Origin of the sequence: Pannonibacter phragmitetus (assembly GCF_050510895.1) — a bacterium.
Classification (GTDB): Bacteria; Pseudomonadota; Alphaproteobacteria; order Rhizobiales; family Stappiaceae; genus Pannonibacter; species Pannonibacter phragmitetus_B.
In genome coordinates, this window is sequence record NZ_JBNINT010000001.1 from 269,656 (window position 1) to 282,807 (window position 13,152).

At 61.6% G+C, this 13,152-nt stretch carries 11 protein-coding genes, 1 tRNA gene and 2 pseudogenes; 7 read left to right on the plus strand and 7 right to left on the minus strand.

Annotated features, from left to right (window positions below):
* The first annotated feature begins 32 nt into the window (after nucleotides 1-32).
* Nucleotides 33-970: pseudogene (locus tag ACQB61_RS01260) on the plus strand (ABC transporter substrate-binding protein).
* Nucleotides 971-1,176: 206 nt separating this feature from the next.
* Here ACQB61_RS01260 and ACQB61_RS01265 read toward each other — a convergent pair.
* The 5 genes from ACQB61_RS01265 to ACQB61_RS01285 form a co-directional block, all read right to left on the minus strand.
* Nucleotides 1,177-1,779, minus strand: coding sequence for an adenylate/guanylate cyclase domain-containing protein (locus ACQB61_RS01265; protein ID WP_430511159.1), 603 nt, complete (start codon nucleotides 1,777-1,779; stop codon nucleotides 1,177-1,179).
* The gene (locus tag ACQB61_RS01270; protein WP_430511160.1) at nucleotides 1,713-2,696 is read right to left on the minus strand and encodes a CHASE2 domain-containing protein; all 984 of its coding nucleotides are present in this window, start codon (nucleotides 2,694-2,696) and stop codon (nucleotides 1,713-1,715) included. Before ACQB61_RS01270 ends, ACQB61_RS01265 begins: the two co-directional genes overlap by 67 nt.
* On the minus strand, nucleotides 2,693-3,367 hold the full coding sequence (locus tag ACQB61_RS01275) for a CHASE2 domain-containing protein (protein ID WP_430511161.1): 675 nt from the start codon (nucleotides 3,365-3,367) through the stop codon (nucleotides 2,693-2,695). Before ACQB61_RS01275 ends, ACQB61_RS01270 begins: the two co-directional genes overlap by 4 nt.
* Before the next feature lie 120 nt (nucleotides 3,368-3,487).
* The gene (gene rpoH, locus ACQB61_RS01280) at nucleotides 3,488-4,378 is read right to left on the minus strand and encodes an RNA polymerase sigma factor RpoH (protein ID WP_430511162.1); all 891 of its coding nucleotides are present in this window, start codon (nucleotides 4,376-4,378) and stop codon (nucleotides 3,488-3,490) included.
* Nucleotides 4,379-4,552: 174 nt separating this feature from the next.
* Nucleotides 4,553-5,578 carry an RluA family pseudouridine synthase gene (locus ACQB61_RS01285; protein WP_430511163.1) on the minus strand — a complete coding sequence of 342 codons (1,026 nt, stop codon included), beginning with the start codon at nucleotides 5,576-5,578 and terminating at the stop codon, nucleotides 4,553-4,555.
* Here ACQB61_RS01285 and ACQB61_RS01290 point away from each other — a divergent pair.
* Both ACQB61_RS01290 and ACQB61_RS01295 read left to right on the plus strand, forming a co-directional pair.
* On the plus strand, nucleotides 5,577-5,954 hold the full coding sequence (locus ACQB61_RS01290) for a DUF6476 family protein (RefSeq protein WP_430511164.1): 378 nt from the start codon (nucleotides 5,577-5,579) through the stop codon (nucleotides 5,952-5,954). The genes ACQB61_RS01285 and ACQB61_RS01290 overlap by 2 nt on opposite strands.
* Before the next feature lie 116 nt (nucleotides 5,955-6,070).
* Nucleotides 6,071-6,145: transfer RNA gene (locus ACQB61_RS01295), tRNA-Glu, on the plus strand.
* A gap of 159 nt (nucleotides 6,146-6,304) precedes the next feature.
* Here the strand turns inward: ACQB61_RS01295 and ACQB61_RS01300 are convergent.
* Nucleotides 6,305-7,462: a hypothetical protein gene (locus tag ACQB61_RS01300; protein WP_430511165.1), complete on the minus strand. Its 1,158-nt coding sequence runs from the start codon at nucleotides 7,460-7,462 to the stop codon at nucleotides 6,305-6,307.
* A 120-nt stretch (nucleotides 7,463-7,582) separates the two neighbouring features.
* A complete protein-coding gene (locus tag ACQB61_RS01305; protein ID WP_430511166.1) occupies nucleotides 7,583-8,215 on the minus strand; it encodes a DUF1134 domain-containing protein in 633 nt (210 codons plus the stop codon).
* Between the two features lie 281 nt (nucleotides 8,216-8,496).
* Between ACQB61_RS01305 and ACQB61_RS01310 the strand changes: the two genes are divergently transcribed.
* The 4 genes and pseudogenes from ACQB61_RS01310 to ACQB61_RS01325 all read left to right on the plus strand — a co-directional run bounded on the left by ACQB61_RS01310 (nucleotide 8,497) and on the right by ACQB61_RS01325 (nucleotide 13,113).
* The gene (locus tag ACQB61_RS01310) at nucleotides 8,497-8,991 is read left to right on the plus strand and encodes a YHS domain-containing (seleno)protein (RefSeq protein ID WP_430511167.1); all 495 of its coding nucleotides are present in this window, start codon (nucleotides 8,497-8,499) and stop codon (nucleotides 8,989-8,991) included.
* Between the two features lie 103 nt (nucleotides 8,992-9,094).
* Nucleotides 9,095-9,736, plus strand: coding sequence for a histidine phosphotransferase ChpT (chpT, locus tag ACQB61_RS01315; RefSeq protein ID WP_430511168.1), 642 nt, complete (start codon nucleotides 9,095-9,097; stop codon nucleotides 9,734-9,736).
* A gap of 133 nt (nucleotides 9,737-9,869) precedes the next feature.
* A pseudogene (locus ACQB61_RS01320) lies at nucleotides 9,870-12,637 on the plus strand (chemotaxis protein CheW).
* Nucleotides 12,634-13,113, plus strand: a complete 480-nt coding sequence (locus ACQB61_RS01325) for a chemotaxis protein CheW (RefSeq protein WP_019965073.1) — start codon at nucleotides 12,634-12,636, stop codon at nucleotides 13,111-13,113. The pseudogene ACQB61_RS01320 and the gene ACQB61_RS01325 overlap by 4 nt, the downstream one beginning before the upstream one ends.
* Nucleotides 13,114-13,152: the final 39 nt, after the last annotated feature.

Below are 13,152 nucleotides of genomic sequence, written 5' to 3' on the forward strand. Positions count from 1 at the left end.
CTTCATCCAACACAGTCTATTGGGAGATCCGCATGAAACGCATTCTCGCGCTGTCGCTGGCCGCTGTTCTGGCTGCCGCTGCCCCCGCTTCGGCGGCTGACAAGTTGACCGTTCTGCTCGACTGGTTCGTTAATCCCGACCATGCGCCGCTGGTGGTGGCGAAACAGAAGGGGTTCTTTGAAGCCGAGGGGCTGGATGTGGAGCTGATCGAGCCCGCCGATCCGGCCATGCCGCCGAAGCTGGTGGCCGCCGGGCAGGGGATATTGCGGTGTCCTACCAGCCAACGCTCCATGCGCAGATCAGTGAAGGCCTGCCGCTGAAGTGGATCGGCACGCTTGTGGAAACGCCTTTAAACAGCCTGATCGTGCTGGAGGATGGCCCCATCAAAACGCTGGCGGACCTCAAGGGCAAGAAGATCGGCTTCTCTGTCTCGGGCTTCGAGGATGCCATGCTCGGCCAGATGCTGCGCTCGCAGGGGCTTTCGATCGAGGACGTGGAGCTCATCAACGTCAACTTTGCCCTGTCGCCGTCCCTGATGGCGGGGCAGGTGGATGCGGTGATCGGCGGTTACCGCAATTTCGAGCTCACTCAGATCGAGCTGGAGGGCAAGAAGGGCAAGGCCTTCTATCCGGAAGAGAATGGCGTGCCGGTCTTTGACGAGCTGATCTACGTGGCAGCAAAAGACAAGACCGGCGACCCGCGCTATCTCCGCTTCCTGGCAGCCGTGGAAAAGGCGACAGTCTACCTCACCAATCACCCAGAGGACTCGTGGAAGGCTTTCATTGCGGCCTATCCAAACCTTGATGACGAGCTGAACCGCCGCGCCTGGGGTGACACGCTGCCGCGTTTTGCCAAGCGCCCGGCAGCTCTGGATGCTGGCCGCTATCAGCGCTTCGCTGAGTTCCTGCATGAAAACAAGCTGATCACCAGCGTGCCGCCGGTTGAGGACTATACGGCGGAGCTGCGGTGACAGCCAAGAAAACGGCTATCTATCCGTCGTCATCCCGGCCTTGAGCCGGGACCGGAGAGCCGGGGCGAAAGTTGGTTGCGCCCGAGAGCCAGAGCCTGCAGGCCCTGGCTCACCGGTCCCGGATCGAGCGGTGCGCGTCCGGGATGACGATGGAGAGGTGTTCGGGACGCTTAAGTTTGTTTGCACCCGCCAAACCTTCCCGCAGCTCAGGCCGCTTCTGTGTCGAGCTTTTCCGCCTTTTCGGCGAACCGGTCGTAGAAGGCGGTGAGTTCCGGCGGGGCGGCGTCGCGGCAGGCGGCAAGGGCGGCCGCAGCGGCTTCCGGTTTGCGGTTGTCGAGGGCATCCATCAGCTTCATGTGATGCAGCTCGAGTGTCCGGAAGGCCTCGCTGCGCCGCAGCTCCTCATCGCCGATCAGCGCGAAGAGCTTGACGGGCCGGGACTTGCCCTTGAGTGGAATGGCACCTGCCTCCAGATAGGCAAGACCGGGCACCTGCGTACGGGTGTCTTCCGAGACAACGAGATCGGCACCAACGCTCTTGCAGCTGGATTCGATCCGGCTTGCCACGTTCACCGCGTCTCCAATCACCGAGTAGTTGAAGCGGCGGGATGAGCCCATGTTGCCGACGCAGGCCTCGCCGGTGTTCAGGCCAATGCCGATCTGCACGGTCTGTGTCTTGAAATTGCGCGCCTTGAAGCCGAAGGCATCTTCCGCATTCAGCTGGTCCACCACGTCCAGCATCTTCAGGCTGGCCGCGCAGGCCAGCGCCGCATGGTTTTCCACCCGGACCGGCGCATTCCAGAAAGCCATGATGCTGTCGCCGATGTACTTGTCGATGGTGCCGCCATGGGCCTGGATGGCATCGCTGAGGGGGACAGCAGTGTATTGAGGAAATGCACGAGTTCGGTCGGCGTCAGCTGTTCGGAAATGGGGGTGAAGCCGCGCACATCCATGAAGAGGATGGTCATGGGCCTCAATTCTCCGCCCAGAACCAGCTGATCCGGCTGCTGCTCCAGCTGGCTGACAAGATCCGGCGAAAGATACTGGCTGAAGGCCTGACGCACGAAGCGTTTTTCCCGGTCCGTCATGACATAGAGCATGGCCGTACCGATGGCGAAGACGACGAAGGCGGTGATTGAGGGATAGAGCCCGTCGATCAGAAGGCCCTTCTGCACGAAAAGCAGAAGAGAGCCGCCGAACATCAGAACCGTCAGGCAAACGGCTGCCGCGCCGGTGATGAGCCCGCCAGTCAGAGGCAGGAGCGCCACAAGGACGAGACCAGCGAGCAGAACGGCGATGATTTCCGCGCCCTCCGCCCAGTCAGGCCGGGCGAGAAAGTTGCCGGAGATGATCTGCTCTGCGGCCTGCGCGTGGATCGAGACACCCGGCACCTGTTCGCCAAGGGGCGTCGAGCGGATATCGAACAGGCCAGCTGCAGAGGTGCCGATAAAGATGATCTGGCCGTCGATCAGCGGCTGCACCTTGGACCGTTTCTGCGGGTCGAGTAGGTCGGCGACGGAGACGTAGCGCTCGGGCCGGTTCCAGTCGTAATAAACCCAGAACTCACCGGTTTCCGTCACTGGAACGGAGAAGCTGCCGACCCTGATCCCGTTGAGGGTGCCGCCTCCTCTGGTTTCATCGGCCCGCGTGATCAAGCCGGTTGCCCCTTGCGCCACGCGAAGGGCCTCCACCGTCAGACTGGGAAATACGTTTGTCCCATCCGTCACCAGCAGCGGGATGCGGCGGACGATGCCCCTGTATCGCCGGCACTCAGCGACACGCTGCCGATACCACTGGCAGCGTCCTGCAGAGGGAGAATGGCGCCAAGAGCCGAGGTATAGGGCGTGAGGAGACCGGCGGGGGAGGGGCCCACGTGGGCCATGCCGGCCTTCAGTTGCGGCTGCTGCGGTGTGGCCGAAGGCAGAATTGCGAAGCCCAGGATGGAAGGGGCGTCTGCAAGAGCTTGCGCAAACAGCTCATCCGTATCCGGCAACGATTTCAGCGCGGCCTTCAGATCGGGCGAGGCGGCGATGGAGCTTTCTGGCAGACTGAGTGCCAGCTGGCGCGGTGACGATCTGTCGGCTTCGGCAAAGATCACGTCGAAGGCGATGGCGGCGGCGCCCATGCTGTTGAGGGTGTTGACGATCTCCGCCATCCTGTCCCGTGGCCATGGCCACTGACCGTAGAGCGCCAGAGATGCATCGTCGATATCCACCACCCGCACCGGGCTATCCTGGTAACCGCGCGGTGCGAGCCGCTGGTAATAATCAAAGCTGAGCTCACGCACCGCCTGCAGAAATGGCGGATCAATGGCGCGAATGCCCGCAAGGCCGGCCAATGCCGCCAGCGCGACGAGCGCAACCCGCGCCCGCTTGCCCATAAAGTGCCCAAACCCCACGCTTATGCAGCCTCCGCCCTCAGCGGCACGTCCGGCCGCAGTCTGCCACGTTAGAAAAGCAAAAAACGGGACGCAAGTGCGCGTCCCGTTTCATCAAATGCCATTGATGCTGGAAATGGCTCAGGCCAGAGCCGCCGTTTCCATTTCCTTCGCGCTCTGCTGCACGGCTTTCTGCACCTTCTCGAAGGCGCGCACCTCGATCTGGCGCACGCGTTCGCGGCTGACACCGAATTCGGTGGAGAGGTCTTCCAGCGTCATCGGATCTTCCGACAGGCGGCGGGCTTCGAAGATGCGGCGCTCACGGTCATTGAGCACCGACATGGCGTTGCCCAGCAGCTTGCGGCGCATGTCCAGTTCTTCCTGGTCGGCGAGGATCGTCTCCTGGCTTTCGCTTTCGTCCACCAGCCAGTCTTGCCACTCACCGGAATCAGCCTCGGCAGCCCGGATCGGCGCATTCAGCGAAGCGTCGCCAGCAAGGCGGCGGTTCATGGAGATCACGTCTTCTTCCGGCACGCCGAGCTTTGTGGCGATGGCCTGCACCTGATCCGGCTTCAGATCACCTTCTTCCAGCGCCTGAATGCGGCCCTTGAGGCGGCGCAGGTTGAAGAATAGGCGCTTCTGATTGGCGGTCGTGCCCATTTTTACAAGCGACCAGGACCGCAGGATGTATTCTTGGATCGCGGCCTTGATCCACCACATGGCATAGGTGGCGAGGCGGAAGCCTTTCTCGGGCTCAAAGCGCTTGACGGCCTGCATCAGGCCAACGTTGCCTTCCGAAACCACTTCGCCCAGCGGCAGGCCATAGCCACGGTAGCCCATGGCAATCTTGGCGACGAGGCGCAGGTGCGACGTCACGAGCCTTTCGGCGGCAGCAGGGTCTTCATGCTCGCGGTAGCGCTTGGCGAGCATGTATTCTTCCTGCGGTTCAAGCATGGGGAAACGGCGGATTTCGTCGAGATAGCGGCTCAAGCCGCCTTCGCCTGCCGTCAGCACTGGAATGTTCTGGGCCATGAAATGCGCCCCCTTTCCTAAAACCTTCTGCGTTCCCCTACCGGACGTCTGGCAGCACCGTGTGTGCAGCCACTCAGGGCAAACGCTTCACTTCGGCATCCGTTCCCGGATCACCGTCAGTTTCAAGATATAAGTAAGATCTTGCCGAAAACAGGACCGTAAAGGGGCTGGAACCTAAAATTTTCGTAATGCTTCGAGAAGGGCAGCGAAATCCTCGGGCATCTCGCTTTCAAAATACAGCGTTTCGCCATTGACCGGATGCTCGAAAGCGAGAACTCCCGCATGCAGCGCCTGGCGGGGAAACTCAACAACAGCACTGCGCAATGGCTCGGGCAAGGGGTTGGCCTTGGTCTTGAAACCTGCGCCATACACCTGATCGCCGATCAGAGGCAGGCCGATATGCGCCATGTGGACGCGGATCTGGTGGGTGCGTCCGGTCTCCAGACGGCATTCCATCAGCGAGGCCAGTGGCGGCTGGTCAACCGGGCCGAAACGCTCGATCACCTGCCAGTGGGTGATGGCTTCACGGCCGCCCTTGCGCACCACGGTCATCTTCTGCCGGTTGCTTTCCGAGCGGGCAAGATTGGCCTCTATGGTGCCGCGCAAGGCACCCGGACCGCCCCAGACCAGTGCCAGATAGGCCCGCTCCAACGGGCCGGTGCGGCCATGGTCGGCAAACTGCTCCGACAGACCTTGATGGGCAATATCGGTCTTGGCGACAACCAGAAGACCCGATGTGTCCTTGTCGAGCCGGTGGACGATGCCAGGGCGCTTGACCCCGCCAATGCCGGACAGACTGTCGCCGCAATGGGCAATCAGCGCGTTGACCAGCGTACCGGTCCAGTTGCCCGCGCCCGGATGGACGACGAGGCCGGCCGGCTTGTCGATGACGATGAGGGCATCATCCTCGTAGACGATGTCGAGCGGGATGTCCTCGCCCTGCGGCTCCGGGTCCTCCGGCTCTGGCATGGTCAGGCTCAGCCGGTCGCCTTCATGCACCTTGTGCTTGGGCTCTTCGACGGTCTTGCCGTTGACCTGCACCTCGCCGCCCTTGATAAGGGCCTGCACCCGGTTGCGGCTGAGGCCTTCCAGCCTTGCGGCCATGACGGCATCGAGGCGCTTGCCTGCGTCTTCTTCAGAAGCGATAAAGCCGGATGCCCCATCCTGCCCCTGCGGCGCCTGAGGAGAAGTATCGTTCATGACCAATTCCGCCTTCAAAGACCGGGATGTGGAGACCAGCACACATGAGGAGGAAGCTCCTCTGGACCCCGCCGTGCTGCGGGTTCAGACGCGCCTGCGCCGCCTCATGGCGGGCTCCACGCTGATCATGTTCGCCGGATTTGCCGCTCTCTTCGCAGTAATCGTCTACAAGGTCAATTCCGTGGGCAAGGAAAACAGCGGCGTTGCCCTGCCGGAGACGGTGAAACTGGGGGCAGGGGCCGAAGTGCTTGGTCTTTCTCAAGGGGCGGACGGGCGTCTCATCCTGCTGGTGCGGCAGGAAGGCGCGTCACAGCTTGTGCATCTGGACGCCTCATCCGGCGAAATTTTGGGCCGCACGAAGCTTCTGGCGGAGTGATCCCGCCGCTTCTGAAGCCGGGGAAGGTGTTTTTCCCCGGCTTGTCAGAACTTTGCCCTTGCATGGCTCGGCTGTTGAGCCTATATGAGCGGCCTCGCAGCAAGATTGCTGCTGGCGCTCCCATCGTCTAGCGGTCAGGACGCCGCCCTCTCACGGCGGAAACAGGGGTTCGATTCCCCTTGGGAGTACCAATTTTCTATCGCACATGATGAAACAGGAACACCACAGCGCTCTGTGCTGGCTGGTGGCATTTGTGTATTCGTCAGGGTGGAGAGCTTTTCAGTTCTGAATGCAGCAGGCCGGTCCTGCGGTTCTTGCGGCGCGCCCTGGACGCAGCTTATGGCGCCAGCTTAGGCGACGACCTTGGTTTTCGGGTCTGCGGGGGCTGCTGGCGGCGTTGCAGCCGTGGCGGCGGCTGCTTGTGCCGCCTGCTGCTGGCTGGCGGCCGCTGCACTGGCGCGCACGATCTTGCTGGCAAGTTGCGCGGGGCTGAGCTGTGTTGACTGGGCAGATGCTGCGTTGGCCTTCTTGCGCGGCTTTGCCGTCTGCTGTGCAGCGGCGGGCTGCCCTGCAGGGAGCGCGCCGGGAGTGGCAGCGCCACCCGTCATGGCCTTGGTGATGGATTTAAGCTCGCTGCGAAGATCCTGTATGGTCGTGCTGGACGCCAGTTCGTTGCGCAGCCTCAGGTTCTCGCTGCGCACGCGGGTAAGTGCCCGCTCCTGTGCTGCGGTCCGCGCCGCCAGTTTGGCCTTCTCCGCCGCAGCTGCCTGAAGTTCCGTGTCGAGCCGTGTCATCAGCGTTTCGGGTTCCGCACCAGCCATGTCCAGATGCAGGCTCAGGCGCGCAATGTCAGCCTGTGCAGCGATCAGGTCCGTCTCCTTGTCGAGAAGCCGGGCTTCAAGCTGGGCGATCGTCTTGCGCAGCGCATTGGTGTTGCTGCCCGGCTCCATCTGGCTGGCGAGCGCGCCACCCCGGAAGTCTTCCAGCTGGCGCTTCAACGTTGCGATTTGCGCCTCGAGCGCGGTGATGTTGGCCAGCGCTGCCGTGTCTGCCGAGCCGGTGAGCTCGGGCGCTTCGGCCTCGAAGGTCTTTTCCAGGAGCGCGGAATAGCGGGCACCCAGCTCGGATAGGGCGTCTTTCAGGCGCGCTGAATCACGGCGTTCGGCTTCAAGCTGCTCTTCCAGCGCCTTGTCCTGGCGCAGCTGAGCTTGATGCTCGCGCTCCAGTTCCAACTGGGCAGGAAGTGCGCGTCCTGCATCGGCACGAAGCCGCGTGTTCTCTTCCTTGAGCTTTGAAAGCTCACGCCCCAGGCGGCGCAATTCCACCGCATGCTCGGCGCGCAGCGTGTCACGCGCGGCCATGATCTCGCGGTAACTCGTTGGCGTGGTGGCCAGCACGGCTTCGCGTGTCAGGCGCACGGCGCGCTTCCACACAGCAGATAGAACAGCAAGGCCCAGCAGACTGGCTGCCAGGAACCCCAGAAGTCCGTACATTGCCGCTTCGATCACACGCCGTCTCGCTGGTTCTGAAGTCTGTGCTGCCGCCAGACGCCTTCATCAATACCGCAGCACAAAGGGCAGGCCAAGAGGCCTGCCCTTAAAAGCTGCCGTTCAGATAATCTCCGCAGATCAGAACGGATTCCAGGTCGGGCGCTGGGTGAATTTGAGGTAGCCCATGTTGACGCCGAGGCGGGCGCCGACCCCGGCCCTTACGGGCACGACATAAATGTTGTTGTAGGCGAGCACCGTCATGCCGAAGCCGCCGACGAGATAGGCCGAACCATTGACGCCGACATAACGGTGGTAGATCTCCTCGACGACCGGCAGATTGTAGATCAGCATCATGACGCGGGCGCCGTCGCCGCCGAAGTCCCACCCGATCGACGGGCCCTGCCAGAAGATCTTGTGAGTGCCAGCGTTCCGGGTGTAGAGGTCGCCCTCGCCATAACGGGCGCCGGCAACGATCGCGCCTGAACCTTCCTCACCCAGAATGTAGCCGTTCGGCTCGCCATACTGGCCGACCGCCTTCTCGATGACCGAGGCAAGGCCGCCGGAGATCTCTCCGAAGAAACGATGGCCAGCGTCCAGAATTTCCTGCTGGTTATAGCTGCCGCCCGGAGGAGAGCCCTGCGCCAAAGCGGTCCCTGAACGGCCCATGAGGGCAGCACTCGCGACCGAGCCGAGCATGAAGCCCATCAACGTGCGCCGGCTGACCGGGCGGCCTTCGCTGGAGCTGGTTCCGGAAGCCTTGTTGTCTGCCATCTTGGTGTTTCTCCAAACTGAAATTCACAGCCATGCGGCTGAAGCCATTCTCTCTTCAAAGCCTGACCTGACGCTTGCGCCGCACACGGCACGGGAAGGCGGGAGGCCAGAGGGTATGCCGGACAAACGCGCAATCACCTTTGCAGTTCCAGCTTTATTGTCCGTGCCGCCGTCACTGATTTCGCTTTAGTCTCACCCGGTGCGCGTCCCGGTTGGAACGGAACAGACATTTCGTAGTATGAAGACTGAGCGCTCGAATCATGGCAGCAGGACCCGAATCAATGTCAGAATTTACCTTGAATCTGACAAGGTTATGGCTTCCAGCCAAGCAATTCGCCATCGCGGCGGTTTTCGTTGCCGCCAGTGCGTGCGGAGCGTCAGCGCGTCCGGAGTTCTATCTGGCTGATCCTGTGACTGCCTATGCCATCGGCGGCCACGATCCCGTTGCATTCTTCGTCGACGGATATCCGCGGCTTGGGGACCGGCGGATCGAATTGTCCTGGCGCGGCGTGCGATGGCTGTTTGTCAATGAGGGCAACAAGGCTGCCTTTGAGCGCGATCCGGAAGTCTACGCCCCGCAGTATGGTGCCTGCGGCGCCTATGCATTGGTGGAAGGCTATGCGACCGCAGGCAATCCGGCCATTTTTGCGGTGCTTGAGAACCGGCTTTATTTCTTTCACACGGCGGTAAACCGCTACCTGTTCCTGACCTCGCGCGAGACCTCCGTCGAAGCGGCGGCGGCAAATGCCCTTAAAACTGGCTGTTTGCGGCCCTGAAAGGGCTGCATTCCCTTGGCAGGGGCTGCCCGCCTGTGTAACGCTTTGGTACATTTTCTCGAATCATGTCTGCAGCTGGCCAGATCTGGAGCTTTGTCCGTCCATGTCCGAAATGAAAGATCTCACCTCCCTCGACCTTTCCGCCCTGGTGTCCAGCCGTATTTGCCATGACATCATCTCGCCGGTGGGGGCGATCATCAACGGGCTGGAAGTGCTGGACGAGGACGGCTCCGGCGACATGCGCGAGTTTGCCATGGAGCTGATCCGCAAGAGTGCGCGTCAGGCCTCCGCAAAGCTGCAGTTTGCCCGCCTTGCCTTTGGTGCGGCTGGTTCAGCTGGCGCCGAGATCGATCTGGGCGATGCCCAGTCCGTGGCAGGCGCGCTTATGGAGAACGAGAAGTCAAATCTTAACTGGCAGGTCGACCGGCAGCTGATGCCGAAGAACTTGGTTAAGCTTTTGCTAAACTTGCTTCTGATTGCAAATCAGTGCGTACCTCGCGGCGGTGAGATCACCGTTTCGATGACCGGTCAGCCCGCCAGCCCATCTTTCGAACTGACTGCAAAGGGCGTAAATCCGCGGATTCCTCTGGGTATGCAGGCGACTTTGTCGGGTGAAGAGCCCGAGCGCATCGATGCTCATTCTGTCCAGCCGATCTATACTGTTTTGCTGGCACGTGAATGTGGCATGAAGATTGATATTGTCAAAGACGACGATGGTGTAAGGCTTACCGCAACTCAGGCATAGAAGTCGCCGGAAAGAAGCTGAATCCGCTTCAGTCTATCTTAACTGTTTAGGGCCAACCTCACGACATGGACATCCCGGTCCAGCCGTTCCTTCGGGGGCGCGGAACCAGTAACTAGTCGGGTGAGTGCAGGCCATGGACGACCTCCTCAGGGAATTTCTGACCGAGACCAGTGAGAGTCTCGATGTTGTGGACGTTGAGCTCGTCAAGTTCGAGCAAGAGCCAAACAACGCGACCATCCTGGATAACATCTTCCGGCTGGTACACACCATCAAGGGTACATGCGGCTTCCTCGGACTGCCGCGTCTTGAAGGTATTGCACATGCTGCCGAAACCCTCATGGGCAAGTTCCGTGACGGTGTGCCGGTAACACCTGAAGCGGTGTCGCTCATTCTCAGCTCGATCGACCGGATCAAGGAGATCCTGGCCGATCTGGAGGCTGCAGAAGGGGAAGAGCCGCAGGGGATGACAGCGACCTGATCTCCGAACTGGAGCGCATGTCGATGAGCGCGCAGACGCCTGCCGCTGCTGCGCCGGAACCGGAGCCGGAAACGGCTGCCGAAGATATGCCGCTGCAGATCCTCGAGCGGCCTCTGCGCCCTGGTGAAGTGTCGCTTGATGAGCTGGAGCGTGCTTTCCGCGAGACAGAGACCGAGATCGAGGTCGAGCTCGAGACTGCCGAAGCCGAGCCTGCACCTGCGCCGAAGGCTCCTGCCGCTGCCGCACCTGCTGCCGCTGAAGCAAAGCCCGCCAAAGCTCCGCGTGCACCTGCAGCCCGTGATGAGGACGGCGAGGACAAGGCCGACAAGAAGGCTGCTGCCGCCGGTGGTGGCGTGTCCAACCAGTCCATCCGTGTTGCGGTTGAGACGCTTGAACACCTGATGACGATGGTGTCCGAGCTGGTGCTGACCCGTAACCAGCTCCTGGAAATCGTGCGCCGTCACGAAGACAGCGAGTTCAAGGTGCCTCTGCAGCGTCTGTCCAACGTGACGGCCGAGCTGCAGGAAGGCGTCATGAAGACCCGCATGCAGCCGATCGGCAACGCCTGGCAGAAGCTGCCGCGCATTGTGCGCGACCTGAGCCAGGAACTGGAAAAGCCGATCGAACTGGAGATGATCGGCGCCGAGACGGAACTTGACCGTCAGGTCCTTGAAATGATCAAGGATCCGCTGACCCACATGGTCCGCAACTCCGCCGACCATGGTCTCGAAATGCCTGCGGCCCGCCGTGCAGCTGGCAAGCCGGACAAGGGCGTAATCACCCTGTCCGCTTACCATGAAGGCGGCCACATCATCATCGAGGTCAAGGACGACGGTAAGGGCCTCGACGTCGACAAGATCAAGGCCAAGGCCGTTGAGCGCGGTCTTGCGACCGAAGCTGAACTCGACAAGATGACCGATGCGCAGATTCATCGCTTCATCTTTGCGGCTGGCTTCTCCACCGCTGCTGCCGTCACCAGCGTCTCCGGACGCGGTGTGGGCATGGACGTGGTGCGCAACAACATCGAGCTGATCGGTGGTACGGTTGACCTTCGCTCCACGCCGGGCAAGGGCTCAAGCTTCATCATCAAGATCCCGCTGACGCTCGCCATCGTCTCGACCCTTATCGTCGAGGCCAGCGGTGACCGTTTCGCGATCCCGCAGCTTTCGGTGGTCGAACTGGTCCGCGTGCAGACCAACTCCGAACACCGCATCGAGCGGATCAAGGACACGCCGGTTCTGCGCCTGCGCAACAAGCTGCTGCCGCTGCTGCATCTGTCGCAGCTGCTGGGCATCTACGAAGGCGAGAATGCCGAAAAGGCGATCGACGAAGACAATGGCTTCATCGTCGTCATGCAGGTTGGCAGCCAGACCTTCGGCGTTGTGGTGGACGGCGTCTTCCACACCGAGGAAATCGTGGTCAAGCCCATGTCCTCGATGCTGCGCAACCTCAACATGTTCTCCGGCAACACCATTCTGGGTGACGGCTCGGTCATCATGATCATTGATCCGAACGGCATCGCTTCTGCCATGGCCAGCCACGCTTCCAGCGCGGTTGCCGAGCAGAACGAAGAGCAGGAAGATGCCCGCAACCGCATCGGCGAAGGCCAGAAGCCGATCTCGCTGCTGCTGTTCCGCGCCGGGGCCCCCGAGCCGAAGGCCGTGCCGCTGTCGCTGGTTACGCGTCTTGAAGAGTTCGAGGTCTCCAAGATCGAGCGCTCCAACGGCCGCGATCTGGTGCAGTACCGCGGTGCACTCATGCCGCTCGTCTACGTCAACGAAGGCGATCACCACAAGACGGAAGGCACCCAGCCGATGCTGGTGTTCTCCGACAGTGGCCGCTCCATGGGCCTCGTCGTCGACGAGATCGTGGACATCGTTGAAGACCGCCTGAACATCGAGGTCGGCTCGGAGCGTCCGGGCATCCTGGGGTCGGCAGTTATCAAGGACCGTGCAACCGAAATCCTCGACCTTGGCTACTACCTGCCGCAGGCCTTCGAGGACTGGTTCATGCGCAAGGAGATGGATATCCGCTCGCTGACGAAGAAGATCCTTTTCGTCGACGACTCGGCCTTCTTCCGCAACATGCTGACGCCAGTGCTGAAGGCCGCCGGTTACGACGTCACCACCTGCATCGGTCCGGACGAAGCGTTCGAACTGCTGGAGAGCGGTGCCGAGTTCCAGGCCATCGTCAGCGACATCGAAATGCCGCGTGTCAACGGCTTTGAGTTCTGCGAAGCCCTGCGCCGTGATCCGCGCTACCGCAAGATCCCGATCCTGGCCCTCTCGGCAATGGTCACTCCGGCGTCCATCGAGCGCGGCCGTCAGGCAGGGTTCGATGACTATGTGGCGAAGTTCGACCGTCCGGGCCTGATTGCAGCCCTCAAGGATGTGTTCTCTGGTGAAATGGGAGTGGCAGCATGAGTGCCATTGATCACAATCTCGCCGGTTCCGGCAGCGACATGATCCAGTACGTCACCGTGGTGATCGGTGGCCAGCTGTTCGGTCTGCCGATCTCCCAGGTGCACGACGTTTTCGTGCCGGAGAGCGTCACCCGCGTGCCGCTTTCCGCTCCGGAAGTGGCTGGCGTGCTGAACCTGCGCGGCCGCATCGTCACCGCCATCGACATGCGCCGCCGCCTGCATCTGCCGCCCCGCCAGGACGGCCAGATGATGGCTGTCGGCATCGAGTACAAGCACGAATCCTACGGGCTTGTGATTGATACGGTTGGTGAAGTGCTGACGCTGTCTGCCAAGACGGCCGAACCGAACCCGCAGAACCTCGACAAGCGCTGGTCGGAAATCTCCGGCGGTGTACACCGCCTGGATGGTCAGCTGATGGTGATCCTTGATGTAGAACGCCTGCTCGGGGCGATGATGAATGAGCCCATGGCCGCTTAAGGCCATGGATGCTCAGAACCCGGGTACTATGGAGAACAG